Genomic DNA, 12,729 nt, shown 5'->3' with positions numbered 1-12,729 from the left:
CTCCCCCATGAGTTCCCTGCTCGCGCGCCTCGGCTCGGCCGCCGCTGCCCACCCCTGGCGGGTGATCGCCACGTGGCTGACGCTGCTCGTCCTGGTGTTCGCCGCCGCGTCCGCGTTCGGTGGCACCAACCACGACGACTACAACGTGCCCGGTCTGCCGTCGCAGCAGGGGACGAATCTGCTGAGTGAACGATTCCCGGAGATGTCGGGAGCAGACGCCCGGGTGGTCGTGCACTCCGACAGCGGTCCACTCGACCCCGCGGTCCTCACCGATCTCGGCACCAGGCTGGCCGACGTGAACGGTGTGAGCTCCGTGTCGCCGCCCCGCCTGTCCCAGGATTCCGACACGGCCGTGATCAGCCTCAACTACCGCATCCCGGTCACCGACTTCCACGGCAGCGAGGGAGTCGACGCCCTCGACGCCGCGGTGGCCGACACTCAGGCGCAGGGGCTGCAGGTGGAACTGGGTGGGCAGGTGCCGGAGAACATCTCCACGCCGTCGGGCACCGCCGAGGCGGTCGGCATAATCCTGGCGCTGATCATCCTGGTGTTCGCGTTCGGTTCCGTGGTGGCAGCCGGACTGCCCCTGGCCGTCGCACTCGTCGGCGTCGGCATCGGGTCGGGGCTCATCACGATCATGGCCGGATTCACCAGCATCAGCACCATCGCCCCGACCATCGCCACGATGGTCGGCATCGGCGTCGGGATCGACTACGCGCTGCTGCTCGTCACCCGGTACACGGAGGGACTGCGGGCCGGCATGTCGGTGCGGGACGCCGTCGCCGCGGCCAATTCCACGGCCGGGACGTCGGTGATCTTCGCCGGCACCACCGTCCTCGTCTCCCTGTTCGGGCTGCGACTGTCCGGGCTGCCGATGTACGCGTCGTTCGGCTACGCCACGTTCGCGATGGTCGGCGTCGTGATGCTCACCTCGGTCACGCTGGTTCCCGCACTGTGCGGGCTGGCGGGCACGCGGGTGCTGGGCAAGCGGTCCCGTGCCCGGGCCGAACGTCGCACGACGTCGCCGCTGACGGAACGGTGGGCGATCCGGGTGAGCCGCCGCCCGTGGCTGTGGGCCCTGACGGCGCTCGGGGTGCTGATCCTCCTGGCCGCGCCGGTTCTGGGCATGCGGACGTGGCCGCAGGACGCGGGCAGCGCGCCGGCCGCCAACACGGTCCGTCAGGCGTACGACCTGATCGACTCCGAGTTCGGGCCCGGCGCCAACGGACCCCTGATGGTGGCGGTCGACCTGAACAAGGTTCCGGCAGCAGAGCTTCCGGCCCTCTCGCGTGAACTGGCAGCCGAACCCGGGGTGGCCTCGGTGATGCCCGTACTGATGAACGCCGACTCGACGGCCGCGCTCATCTCGGTGCAGCCGACCACCGGCCCCAGCGACCCCCGCAGCACCGAACTGCTGGAGCGGATCCGGTCCGACGCGGTCGACGGCGTCCACGTCACCGGACTCACCGCGACGTTCGCCGACATCTCCGCCCGCCTCGCCGAACGGCTGTGGCTGGTGATCGCGTTCGTCGTCGCACTGTCGGTGGTGCTGCTCACGTTCGTGTTCCGCGCGCCGGTGGTCGCGGTGAAGGCGGCCGTGATGAACCTGCTGTCGGTGGCCGCCGCCTACGGCGTGATGGTGATGGTGTTCCAATGGGGTTGGGGCGCGCAGCTACTCGGACTTCCGCATGCGCTTCCCGTGTCGAGTTGGGTGCCGATCCTGATGTTCACCATCCTGTTCGGACTGTCGATGGACTACGAGGTGTTCCTGCTCTCCCGGATACGTGAGCGCTGGCTCGACACGGGCGACTCGCATCGGAGCGTCGTCGAGGGACTGGCGTCGACGGGCCGGGTGATCACGAGCGCCGCGGCAATCATGGTGGCGGTGTTCGCCGGGTTCGCGCTCGACGGGGACGTGACCGTGAAGATGATGGGCGTCGGCCTCGCGACCGCGGTCCTCATCGACGCGACGATCGTGCGGATGGTGCTGGTGCCTGCCACGATGTACCTGCTGGGCAACGCCAACTGGTGGCGGCCGGGCGGACGCCGGGACGCAAAACCGGGCTCGGACGCTACCTCCGCAGGCGTTCCACTTCCGCTTCGAGCGCGATGACCCGCCGGTACAGGGCCTGGACGCTCGCCATGCACACCCCGTTCGCGTCGACCATCGCGATGCGGCGGTCGTTGGAACCGAGACCGAATGCGGTGGCGAAATCCTGTGCCATCGGGCCCAGGTGCCGCACCGATTCGTGATCGAAACCGTAGGTCCAGACGCTGAGCGGCATGTCGACGAGACGTTCGAGCACCTCACCGGCACTGGCGGGCGGCGTCTGGACGGCAACACCGCGTTTGCGGGTCAGGATCGAGTGAAACCACGCCAGCGGGTGGCGGGTACGGGCCGCTGTTCGCGCCCGGACCCGCCCCCGACGGGTGTCGACCCACATGGAGTCAGTCGGGGAGTTCGCCGACATCGTGCTTGATCGTCGCGTCACTGAGAAGGAGTCCGACCCCGAGGGCCATGACGCCGATTCCGAGTCCGATTGCGGCTCCGCCGAGTCCGAGCATGATTCCGAGCATGGTGTCTCCTGTTCGTCGCTGGTGTGCGGGATTTCGTGCCCCCGCTTTCTGAACACCTACGACTCTCGCGGCTCCGGCCCACCGAGATAAGACACCCCAGGGGTGGTGAGAGCACACCCCAGGGCGCGGTGCCGGGCGGCAGAATGGCGGCCATGACGGAATTACCGGAATGGGCCCGAACGCTCGACCTCGCCCCGCACCCCGAAGGGGGCTGGTACCGCGAGACGTGGCGCAGCGACGTCACGATCCCGGAGGAAAGCCTGCCCGGCGACTACCCCGGGCCCAGGGCAGCCGGTACCGCAATCCTGTTCCTCCTCATGCCCGGACAGCAGTCGGAATGGCACAGCGTGCGCAGCGCCGAGATCTGGCTGTACCACCGGGGCAGCCCCCTGCGGCTCGAACTCGGCGGGGACGGGAGCGAACCCGCGGCTCCGGACGCGCAGATCCTCGGCGCAGACGTCGCGGCGGGCCAGCAACCACAGCTGCTGGTCCCGCCGCGACATTGGCAGCGAGCGAAGCCCGAGGGCGACGAACCGACTCTCGTCAGTTGCGTCGTCACCCCGGGCTTCGACTTCGCGGACTTCCGGCTCTAGGCCCTCCGGGCCCGTGCGCCTTTCTGGTAGCTGCAGCAACCAGAAAGGCGCACGGGCGGCGGAGCCGCCTACGCGCCCAGCGTTGCCGGGTCGGGGCCGATGCGCCCGTCGGCCCGGGTCAGCGAACCGACGGTGTTGATCTCGTCGGGGGTCAGCTCGAAGTCGAAGACGTCGAAGTTGGCGGCGATGCGCTCCGGCGTCACCGACTTGGGGATGACCACGTTGCCGATCTGCAGGTGCCAGCGGATGATCACCTGCGCGGTCGTCTTACCGTGCGCTGCAGCGATCTTCGCGATGGACTCGTCCTCGAGGACGGTGCCCTGCCCGAGCGGGCTCCATGCCTCGGTCGCGATGCCCTTGCCGGTGTGGAAGGCGCGCAGGTCGGCCTGGTTGAACCGCGGGTGCAGCTCGACCTGGTTGATCGCGGGCACCTCGCCCGTCTCGGCGATCAGACGGTCGAGGGTCTCCGGGGTGAAGTTGGAGACACCGATCGACCGCGCACGCCCGTCGGCCTTGATCTTCTGGAAGGCCTTGAACGTGTCCACGTAGCGGTCCGCGGACGGGACCGGCCAGTGGATGAGGTAGAGGTCGACGTAGTCGAGCCCGAGGCGGTTCAGGCTGTCGTCGAACGCGCGGAGCGTGGAGTCGTACCCCTGGTCGTCGTTCCACAGCTTGGTGGTGACGAACAGTTCGTCACGGGCAATTCCGGAGTCCGCGAGCGCGCGGCCCACTCCGGTTTCGTTCTCGTAGATCTTGGCGGTGTCGATGCTGCGGTACCCGGCCTTCAGCGCTTCGGTGACCGCGGCGTGGCTCTCGTCGTCCGGCACCTGCCACACGCCGAAGCCGAGGGCAGGAATGCTGTTCCCGTCGTTGAGCGTGACCGTAGGTACAGGACTCTGTGCATTGTTGAAACCCATGGGACTGTCCAACCGGGCACCCGGACCAGATGTTCCCGCCGTCTCAGAATGTGGACTTTCGCGTGTCGTTTCGGTACGACCGGGTAATCCGACGGCATCGGCGTCAGGTGGTGACGCGCCCGGTGGAAGGGGCGGACATGGGCCTCGGATACACATTGGCCTATCGGTTCAAGATCACGCCCTGGGTGAAAGCGGGCCGGGTCTTCGGAAGCCAGATCGAGACGTTGCTCGATCCCTTCGACGCACCACCGGGAGAGGTCCTCGACATCGGATGCGGCACCGGTGACCATGCCATCGAGATGGCCCGGCGGGGGTGGCAGGTGACGGGGATCGACACCGTCCAGCTGGCCCTCGACAAAGCGCGGTCGAAGGCGCGGAAGGCGGGCGTCGACGTGCGTTTCATGCACGCGGACGCCACCGACCTCGAGCACGCCGTCGGCCGGGGGTATCACCTGATCCTGGATGTGGGGTGCTACCACGGGCTCAGCGACCACGCCCGGGTCGCGTACGCCGAGAACGTCACGACCGTGAGCGAACCGCACGCCACCCTGCTGATGTTCGCGTTCGGGCCGGGGCATCGCGGCCCGCTGCCGCGTGGGGTCTCCCGCTCCGACGTGGAGCGGACGTTCGAGAAGTGGAAACTCGTGTCGGACGTCGACGCGGACACGACCGGTATGCCGGGGCCGCTCAAGAAGGCCGACCCCCGCTGGTTCCGCCTCGTCAAGCGCTGAGTGGATAATCGCCGGGTGACTGCAACACTGCGCATCAGCGGACTGTCGGCTTCGCGCGGTGAGCGCAGCCTCTTCTCCGGCCTCGACCTGACCGTCGCCCCGGGCGACGTGACCGGCCTCGTGGGGGCGAACGGTGCCGGCAAGTCGACGCTGCTGACGGCCCTGGCCGGGGTCGGCTCGGCGGACGTCGAGGGCAGTATCGTGCTGAGCCCACCCGACGCCGCCGTCGGCTACCTCGCCCAGGAACCCGACCGCATCGTCGGCGAGACGGTGCTCGACTTCCTCGGCCGCAGGACCGGCGTCACCGAGGCCGAGCACACCATGAACGCGGCCGCCGAAACGCTCGGCGAGTCGGAGGAGGATCTCTACTCCCCCGCCCTCGAACGGTGGCTGGCGCTGGGCGGCGCCGACCTCGCCGAGCGCGCGGAGAAGGTCGTGAGCGAACTCGGGCTGGGAGTGTCGCTCGACGCGCACATGACGTCGCTTTCCGGCGGACAGGCCGCGCGCGCCGGATTGGCGTCGCTTCTGCTGTCCCGGTTCGACGTACTGCTGCTCGACGAGCCGACCAACGACCTCGACCTCGTGGGGCTCGAGCAGCTCGAACGTTTCGTCGCCGAGAGCCGGGCGGCCGTGGTGGTGGTGAGCCACGATCGAGAATTTTTGGCGCGCACCGTGACCGGCATCGTGGAACTCGACCTCGTACAGCAGCAGATCGCGGTCTACGACGGCAGCTACGACTCGTATCTCGCCGAACGGGAGATCGCGCGCAGGCACGCCCGGGAGGCGTACGAGGAGTACGCCGGGACCCGTTCGGACCTCGAGGACCGCGCACAGATGCAGCGGAACTGGATGGAGCACGGTGTCCGGAACGCGCGTCGCAAGGCGAAGGACAACGACAAGATCGGCAAGGGTCTGCGCACCGAGTCCACCGAGAAGCAGGCCGCGAAGGCCCGGCAGACGCAACGCCGGATCGAGCGGCTCGAGGTGGTCGAGGAACCGCGCAAGGAGTGGGAACTGCGGATGGAGATCGCCGCCGCCCCCCGCAGCGGATCGGTCGTGGCGACGGCGAACGGCGCCACCGTCGCGTGGGACGGGGGCCGCGAGTTCACGTTCGGTCCGGTCACCACTCAGGTGGACTGGGGTGACCGGATCCTCATCACCGGCGCCAACGGTTCCGGCAAGACGACCCTGCTGAAGGTACTGCTGGGCAAGATCGCCCTGGACGCGGGCACCGCGTCACTCGGTTCGGGTGTGGCGGTCGGCGAGATCGATCAGGCCCGCGGCCTGTTCGAGGGCGGCGAGAAGGTGGCAGACGCGTTCGCGGCGCAGATCCCGGACTGGCCGGACGCCGACGTGCGGACACTGCTCGCGAAGTTCGGGCTCAAGGGACACCACGTACTGCGGCCGGCGGCGTCGCTGTCACCCGGCGAACGCACCCGCGCCGCCCTCGCCCTGCTGCAGGCGCGGGGGGTCAACCTGCTGGTGCTCGACGAGCCCACCAACCACCTGGACCTCCCCGCGATCGAACAGCTCGAGCAGGCCATGGAGAACTTCGACGGCACGCTGCTGCTGGTCACCCACGACCGGCGGATGCTGGATTCGACGCGCAGCACCCGCCGGTGGCGAATGGACGGCGGCCGGCTGTCCGAGGAGTAGTCAGTCGCCCTCGGCCATGGGCGGCAACGCCTTCACGAACGGCGGGTCGTAGTCGACCTTGCCCAGCTTCGCCGCGCCGCCGGGGGAACCGAGGTCGTCGAAGAAGTCGGCGTTCGCCTTGGTGTACTCCACCCATTGGTCCGGGACGTCGTCCTCGTAGAAGATCGCCTCGACGGGGCAGACCGGCTCACAGGCGCCGCAGTCGACGCATTCGTCGGGGTGGATGTAGAGCATCCGACCGCCCTCGTAAATGCAGTCGACGGGACATTCTTCGATGCATGCCTTGTCCAGAACGTCGACACAGGGCTCAGCGATGGTGTAGGTCACGTCAGTAATCCTGTCCTTTCCTGCCGTCCCGCGCGAATCGCCTCCACTCTGCCACGCAATTTCCCTGGGTCAACCTGTCATTTCGACGCCCGTCGCCGTTGTGCACCATTGACAAACTGTTGGGTTTTCACAATACTTTGTTGTATGAGCCCAGTACGGCGTGGGGACGCCCTCCCCATCTACAACCGCATCGGCGTTCTTCGCGCCGAGCGTGGGATGAGCCGGGCTCAGCTGGCGGGGCTCATCGACGTCAATCCCCAGACCGTCGGCGCGCTCGAACGGGGCGACCACTACCCCAGCCTCGACCTGGCGTTCCGTATCTCGTGGGTGTTCGAACTGCCGGTGGAAGCCATCTTCTCCCGCACCGAGTTCGGACCCCTGTCCACCGAGCTGTACCGCACCGACCGACCGCCGTCCACGACAGGAAACGGGGAGAGTTCCCATGCCTGAGACCAATCTGATCGAGCGGTACCAGGGGTTCCGGACGCGCAGATTCCTCCAGAACGAACGCCGTTACCGGACGTGGCTACCGGCGTGGCGGACACGCAGCCGCAGACGAATCCTGGTGGTCGCCCTCGCGGTCACGTTCGTGTTCATGACCGCCGTCGGCATCGTGTGCCATTTCGACATGGTCGTCGGGCCGCTGCTGTGGCTGCCCGCGTGCCTGTTGTTCTTCCCGCTGTGGACGATGCTCCAGATCGTGTCCGGGCGGCAGGGGGACGCTCCGCGCGACGCGCTCGACGAGTGGGAGATCCAGCAACGCAACAGTGCCCGGTCGATCGGACTCACGGTCACCCAGCTACTGACGCTCGTTCCCGCGCTGTACCTGATCTTCGTCGGCGCGCTGGACGGCGATCACGGCAACGTGCCGTACGCCGCGGGACTGCTCGTCGTCACCGCACTGATGGTCGGGGGGTGCACGCCCGCCATGATCCTCGGCTGGACGCAACCCGATGCCGACGCCGACGACCTCGCTTCGTAGGAACCCGCACTCCAGAACGGGAAGGACCCATGTCTCACACCCTCACGATCGACGGCATCTCCAAACGGTACGGCGAGGTCGTCGCACTCGACGACCTGTCCTTCGAGGTCCGCCCCGGTGAGATCTTCGGTTTCGTCGGCAGCAACGGCGCCGGCAAGACCACCACCATGCGCATCGCTCTGGGCGTCCTGTCCGCCGATTCCGGCGAGGTCCGGCTCGGCGGCAATCCGGTGGACCTGGATGTGCGGCGCACCATCGGGTACATGCCGGAGGAACGCGGGCTGTACCCGAAGATGAAGGTGGGCAAGCAACTCGAATACCTCGCCGAGCTGCACGGCATTTCCCGCTCGGCGGCGCGGGAGGCGGTCGCCCGCTGGACCGAACGCCTCGGCATCGCGGACCGTGTCGGCGACACCGTCGACGCACTCTCGCTCGGCAATCAGCAACGCGTCCAGCTGGCCGCTGCGCTCGTCCACGATCCGGCGGTGCTGGTTCTCGACGAACCCTTCTCCGGGCTCGACCCCGTCGCGGTGGACGTCATGAGCGCCGTGCTGGTGGAGAAGGCGAACACCGGAGTGCCGGTGATCTTCTCGAGCCATCAGCTCGAACTCGTCCAGCTCCTGTGCCACCGCGTCGGCATCATCAGCCACGGCCGGATGCGTGCCGTCGGCACCGTCGACGAACTGCGCGGCCGCGGCAACGCCCAACTCGAAGTCCACGCGCCGGAAGCGCCGGTCGGCTGGGCGCACCATCTCGAGGGCGTCACCACGATCAGTCACCTCGACGGCCGGACCCTGCTGTCGCTCGACACCGGGGTGGACGACCAGCTCATCCTGCACACCGCCCTGAAGACCGGGCCGGTGCACGAATTCTCGCTGCACCGGCCCACCCTGACCGATCTGTTCCGAGAGGTGGTCACGGCATGAGCGCCCCACTGAGCCCCGCCCGCGCGATCGGCCTCGTGGCCCGCCGCGAATTCCTGACACAGGTGGCGAAGAAGAGCTTCGTCATCAGCAACGTGATCATCCTGCTGGCCATCGTGGGCGGCATCGTCGCGTACTCACTGTTCTCGGGCGGTGACGACGAACGCGCCACCATCGGACTCGTCGGCGACCGGTCGCTCGCGCCGGCTCTCGTCGCTACCGGTGACGCGGTCGGGACGCCGGTCGACGTCGTCCCGGCCACGGACGAACAGGCCGCGCGCGACGAGGTGGGGAACGGCGACCTCGACGTCGCCCTGATTCCCGGCACCGACGGATCCGTGACGGCCGTCACCGAATCCGAGATCGGCTCCGGGCTTCGCACCGTGATCGACGCCGCCGTGGTGCAGCAGGCTCAGGCCGGCGCGCTCGCCGCACAGGGCGTGGACCCCGCGCAACTTGCCGAAGCGACCGGCCGGGCAGTCGTCACCGTCGACGCACTCGATCCGCCCGACCCGGAGAAGGGCCAGCGCGTGGCCCTCTCCATCGCCGTGGTCGTCCTGCTGTACATGCAGATCATGATGTTCGGCATGTACGTGGCGATGGGTGTGGTCGAGGAGAAGTCGAGCCGCGTCGTGGAACTGCTCCTGTCGACCCTTCGTCCGCTGCAGCTGCTCTGGGGCAAGGTGATCGGCATCGGCGCGGTCGGTCTCGTCCAGTTGACCGCCTACGGTGTGGTGGGTGTCGCCGCCGGACTCGCGACGGGCGTGCTCACCGTGACGGGGACGGCGATCGGGGTGCTGGCCGGAACGCTCGGCTGGTTCGTGCTCGGATTCGCGTTCTTCGCGGTCCTCTACGCCGCGGCCGGGTCGATGGTGTCGCGGCAGGAGGACGTCAACGCCACCGCGTCACCGCTGATGGTGCTGATCGTCATCATGTTCTTCAGCGCCTTCTCCTCGGTGAGCAACCCGGACGGCACCCTCAGCAACGTCCTCAGCTGGATTCCGCCGTTCTCGGCGATCCTGATGCCGCTGCGCATCGCCGCCGGCGTGGCGTCCCCGGTCCAGGTGGTCGTCACGGTCGCTCTGATGCTCGCGGTGACCGCCGCACTCAGCATGCTGGCCGCGAAGATCTACCAGCGCTCGATCCTGCGGATCGGCAAGGTCGTGTCGTGGAAGGAGGCGCTCGGCAGGTAGCGAATTCCCAGCGCACGGCCAAGTTCCCTGTGTAGTCTTCGATGCTGCTCAGCTGCCGTCGTGGAACGGGGAACACCCATGGTCGTCCGTCGAGGGAAGCCGATCGTCGCCCTCGCCATCGCAGTGGTCGCGTCGATGACGTTGATGCTGACGGCATGCACGTCCGACGAGTCGACCACTGCGGGCGGTGGCAATGCCGGGCCCCGAGGGCACCCCGGTCGCCTACCAGGAGCCGCTCACGCTGTCGAGCGAGAACGGGGTGCTCGAGGTTCGACTGTCGGCCCATCAAGGCACGGTCGACCTCGACACCGTCTCGGAACCGGTGTCGGGCTTCCTGGTCTTCGGTTACGAGGTTCTGCAGGGCACGAGTTCGGACGGCTCGACCACGGGCGACCACGTCTACCGGCACCGACGTTGCGCGTCGATCCGGGTGAGCGCCTGATCATCCACTACGACAACGATCTCCGGAACCTGACGATCGAGGACTTCTACGACCCCGCGTTCACGCCCGCGGGCGAGCGGGGAGGTCCCGATCTATCCCCCGGCCCTCGAATCGGCGCCGCTGAACCTGCACACCCACGGTGTGCACGTGAGCCCGGACGGCAACGCCGACAACGTGCTGCTCGACATTCCCGCCGGGATGGGCAACGTCTACGACTACGCGGTACCGAAGGACATGCCGAACGGCCTGTACTGGTACCACAGCCACCGTCACACGACGACCGCGCAGCAGACGTACACGGGGCTCGCGGGACTGCTGGAGATCGGCAGGCCCGACGGCAACCTTCCCCTGGTGACGCAGAACGACGTACCCATCCGCGACATGGCGCTGCAGTACAACTTCGTCTTCGACCGTAAAGGCAACGGCCACCAGCTGAACGACCCGAACTGGCCACAGTTCGTGAGCACCCTGACGCCGCCGGAGGGGACGCAGCTCGCCGACGGAACGTAACGAGCCGAGCCTGGCGCCCGTGAACTTCTCGGAAACCACGGAGGGCTCCCAGTACGCCACCAACTGGTACTCCGGGCCGCTGTCGCCGGCGAACCATCGCGGGCAGAACCAGTTCGTGCCGGGCAATCTCCAGAGTGTCAGCAATGATTCGACGAACATTCCCGCCGACCCGTCGCTGCCGGACAACGAACGCGACGTGCAGTACACGGTCAACGGGCAGTTCCAGCCGGAGCTGAAACTGAAGCCGGGCCAGACGGAGATCTCAAGTTCGGGCTCAGCCGCGCCGAACCCCAATCCACCACGCTGGTGCCGCTGCCGTTGGGCGCCCTCCCCGCGCTCCCCGCGGCGCAAGGGTCCGTGCCTCTCGGCGGGCGGTAGGTGCAGGGGGTCAGCCGGCCCGCTTCTCGGCGGCGTCGGCGATGTCGTCGAGATCGCGCCGGATCGCCTTGGTGGTGGCCTTCAGGGCGAAGGAGCCGAACACCTTCATCATGAACTTCGATACTGCGCCGAGCCCAGTTGCTTCCGCTGAGAAGTGGAAGGTCAGGGTGGTGCCGTCACCGGCAGGCTCCAGGGTGAACACCGTCGTGTAGTCCGCGCCGTGGGACGACGCCTTCACGACGGTGCGCTTCTCCGGGTCGATCTCCGTGACCCACATTTCCTCGGTCGACGACTTGCCGAACAGCACCCGGGTCTCGCGCCACCGCGTGCCGACTTCGTATTTCGTCGAGTCCAGCCTCTCGAGCTTCTCCACACCGCTCAGCACCGATTCCGCGTTGTCCAGATCGGTGACGACCGCCCAGACCGCGCCGACGGGCGCATCGATCGTTCGGCTCACGCGGATTTCCGAGGCGGACATGCGGCACCCATTTCTTTCTTCTCAGGGCAGGGTCCAGAACTGGCGGGTCAGCAGGTAGAAGACGATGACCCAGAACACCATAACCCCCACGACGATCGCAATCCCTCGACGGTTCGTTGTCGCTTCCGGAACGTCGGGGGGCGGCCGCAGCCAGCGCCCCAGCACCCGGTTCACGTAGTACGGCATCGTCACGAAGCTCATGATGAAGCTGGACAGCAGGTTTCCAACGAGCAGTCCGAGCCACAGCGGCATCTTCAGCGGCGACAGCGCGAGGGTGAGAATCACGACGGTGGGATACAGACCGACCCACACCGCGATCGACGTCTTGGTTTCGGACGGCGGCGGCGCCTCGTTGCCGTTCTCGTCGAACGCGAACCAACTCCCGAAGGAGTTGTCGATGGTGCGCAATTCGAAGTCGTGGAACTTCTCCCCCTCCGCGAGAAGCTCCTGACGCTTCGCCGAGGTGAGCCACCTGTCGAGGTCGGCGGCGTTGTCGTAGCGGTACAGCGCGGTCCACTCGTCCTGAACTCCCTCGATGGGCCGGAAGAGTTCGCTCCCGCGGAAGCCGTCGAACTTGCTCTCTTCCAATCGCAGTCGATCCTGCCAGGCGAGGAAATCGTCGACGTGCTCCGGGCCGACACGGTGCGTCACGACGACCGTCACGAGCGGATCCGACTCGCGTGTACCCCCGCTGATGACCTGCTGGGTGGCGGGGCCGTCGAAGTACTGCTGCCCCTCGTCCAGCCGGTGCTGCCGGGTGGCGCTGTTGATCCAGGCCTGCACGTGGGCCACGGAATCGAAGCGGTAGACCACGACCCAGTCGGATTGCACGGCGGTGGGTGCCGAGATCTCGGCGCCCAGAAACCCCGGATAGTGGGACGCGGCGGTGTTCATGTCCTGCTGCCAGGCTTCGAAGGCCTCCTCGGATCCGGCACGTACCTTCTGGCCGATGATGACCGTCGCGGCGTTGCCGGTGGACTTCTCGGTGGGCTTCTCGGTGTCCATCGCCCTCTCCTCACGGC

14 protein-coding genes and 1 pseudogene are annotated in these 12,729 nt (G+C 67.6%); 9 read left to right on the top strand and 6 right to left on the bottom strand.

The window, feature by feature from the left end; translation table 11 throughout:
* The first annotated feature begins 7 nt into the window (after nucleotides 1–7).
* Nucleotides 8–2,113, top strand: coding sequence for an MMPL family transporter (locus FND50_RS07895; RefSeq protein WP_144285360.1), 2,106 nt, complete (start codon nucleotides 8–10; stop codon nucleotides 2,111–2,113).
* Here FND50_RS07895 and FND50_RS07890 read toward each other — a convergent pair.
* Together FND50_RS07890 and FND50_RS36685 are read right to left on the bottom strand one after the other, a co-directional pair.
* The gene (locus tag FND50_RS07890; RefSeq protein WP_144285359.1) at nucleotides 2,073–2,444 is read right to left on the bottom strand and encodes a tail fiber domain-containing protein; all 372 of its coding nucleotides are present in this window, start codon (nucleotides 2,442–2,444) and stop codon (nucleotides 2,073–2,075) included. The genes FND50_RS07895 and FND50_RS07890 overlap by 41 nt on opposite strands.
* A 4-nt stretch (nucleotides 2,445–2,448) precedes the next feature.
* The gene (locus FND50_RS36685) at nucleotides 2,449–2,577 is read right to left on the bottom strand and encodes a hypothetical protein (RefSeq protein ID WP_009478066.1); all 129 of its coding nucleotides are present in this window, start codon (nucleotides 2,575–2,577) and stop codon (nucleotides 2,449–2,451) included.
* Nucleotides 2,578–2,729: 152 nt separating this feature from the next.
* Here FND50_RS36685 and FND50_RS07885 point away from each other — a divergent pair, with 152 nt between their 5' ends.
* Nucleotides 2,730–3,170 (top strand): cupin domain-containing protein, encoded by a 441-nt coding sequence (locus tag FND50_RS07885; protein WP_007298192.1) that lies wholly within the window; start codon nucleotides 2,730–2,732, stop codon nucleotides 3,168–3,170.
* Between the two features lie 68 nt (nucleotides 3,171–3,238).
* Here the strand turns inward: FND50_RS07885 and FND50_RS07880 are convergent, their stop codons facing one another.
* Nucleotides 3,239–4,087, bottom strand: coding sequence for an aldo/keto reductase (locus FND50_RS07880; protein ID WP_007298193.1), 849 nt, complete (start codon nucleotides 4,085–4,087; stop codon nucleotides 3,239–3,241).
* A 137-nt stretch (nucleotides 4,088–4,224) separates the two neighbouring features.
* On the opposite strand from FND50_RS07880, the gene FND50_RS07875 reads away from it, so the two are divergent.
* Together FND50_RS07875 and FND50_RS07870 are read left to right on the top strand one after the other, a co-directional pair.
* Nucleotides 4,225–4,818: a bifunctional 2-polyprenyl-6-hydroxyphenol methylase/3-demethylubiquinol 3-O-methyltransferase UbiG gene (locus FND50_RS07875; protein ID WP_144285358.1), complete on the top strand. Its 594-nt coding sequence runs from the start codon at nucleotides 4,225–4,227 to the stop codon at nucleotides 4,816–4,818.
* A 15-nt stretch (nucleotides 4,819–4,833) separates the two neighbouring features.
* On the top strand, nucleotides 4,834–6,474 hold the full coding sequence (locus FND50_RS07870; protein ID WP_144285357.1) for an ABC-F family ATP-binding cassette domain-containing protein: 1,641 nt from the start codon (nucleotides 4,834–4,836) through the stop codon (nucleotides 6,472–6,474).
* Here the strand turns inward: FND50_RS07870 and fdxA are convergent, their stop codons facing one another.
* Nucleotides 6,475–6,801, bottom strand: coding sequence for a ferredoxin (gene fdxA / locus FND50_RS07865; RefSeq protein ID WP_005244047.1), 327 nt, complete (start codon nucleotides 6,799–6,801; stop codon nucleotides 6,475–6,477).
* Nucleotides 6,802–6,945: 144 nt separating this feature from the next.
* Between fdxA and FND50_RS07860 the strand changes: the two genes are divergently transcribed.
* From FND50_RS07860 to FND50_RS07840, 5 genes and pseudogenes are all read left to right on the top strand, one after another.
* Complete coding sequence (locus FND50_RS07860) at nucleotides 6,946–7,251, top strand: helix-turn-helix transcriptional regulator (protein ID WP_037205025.1); 306 nt, start codon at nucleotides 6,946–6,948, stop codon at nucleotides 7,249–7,251.
* A complete protein-coding gene (locus FND50_RS07855) occupies nucleotides 7,244–7,783 on the top strand; it encodes a hypothetical protein (RefSeq protein ID WP_144285356.1) in 540 nt (179 codons plus the stop codon). Before FND50_RS07860 ends, FND50_RS07855 begins: the two co-directional genes overlap by 8 nt.
* Before the next feature lie 29 nt (nucleotides 7,784–7,812).
* Complete coding sequence (locus FND50_RS07850; RefSeq protein WP_144285355.1) at nucleotides 7,813–8,709, top strand: ABC transporter ATP-binding protein; 897 nt, start codon at nucleotides 7,813–7,815, stop codon at nucleotides 8,707–8,709.
* Nucleotides 8,706–9,899 carry an ABC transporter permease gene (locus FND50_RS07845; RefSeq protein ID WP_144285354.1) on the top strand — a complete coding sequence of 398 codons (1,194 nt, stop codon included), beginning with the start codon at nucleotides 8,706–8,708 and terminating at the stop codon, nucleotides 9,897–9,899. The genes FND50_RS07850 and FND50_RS07845 overlap by 4 nt, the downstream gene beginning before the upstream one ends.
* Before the next feature lie 78 nt (nucleotides 9,900–9,977).
* Nucleotides 9,978–11,119 (top strand): annotated as a pseudogene (locus FND50_RS07840) (multicopper oxidase domain-containing protein); the annotation flags it as partial.
* Between the two features lie 120 nt (nucleotides 11,120–11,239).
* On the opposite strand, the gene FND50_RS07835 reads toward FND50_RS07840, so the two are convergent.
* On the bottom strand, nucleotides 11,240–11,707 hold the full coding sequence (locus tag FND50_RS07835) for an SRPBCC family protein (protein ID WP_144285353.1): 468 nt from the start codon (nucleotides 11,705–11,707) through the stop codon (nucleotides 11,240–11,242).
* Nucleotides 11,708–11,728: 21 nt separating this feature from the next.
* A complete protein-coding gene (locus tag FND50_RS07830; protein ID WP_144285352.1) occupies nucleotides 11,729–12,712 on the bottom strand; it encodes an antibiotic biosynthesis monooxygenase in 984 nt (327 codons plus the stop codon).
* Between the last annotated feature and the right edge of the window lie 17 nt (nucleotides 12,713–12,729).

It is taken from the genome of Rhodococcus sp. WB9, from assembly GCF_007558985.1.
GTDB classification, from domain to species: domain Bacteria; phylum Actinomycetota; class Actinomycetes; order Mycobacteriales; family Mycobacteriaceae; genus Rhodococcus_F; species Rhodococcus_F opacus.
This window is presented reverse-complemented; position numbering and strand designations above follow the sequence as displayed.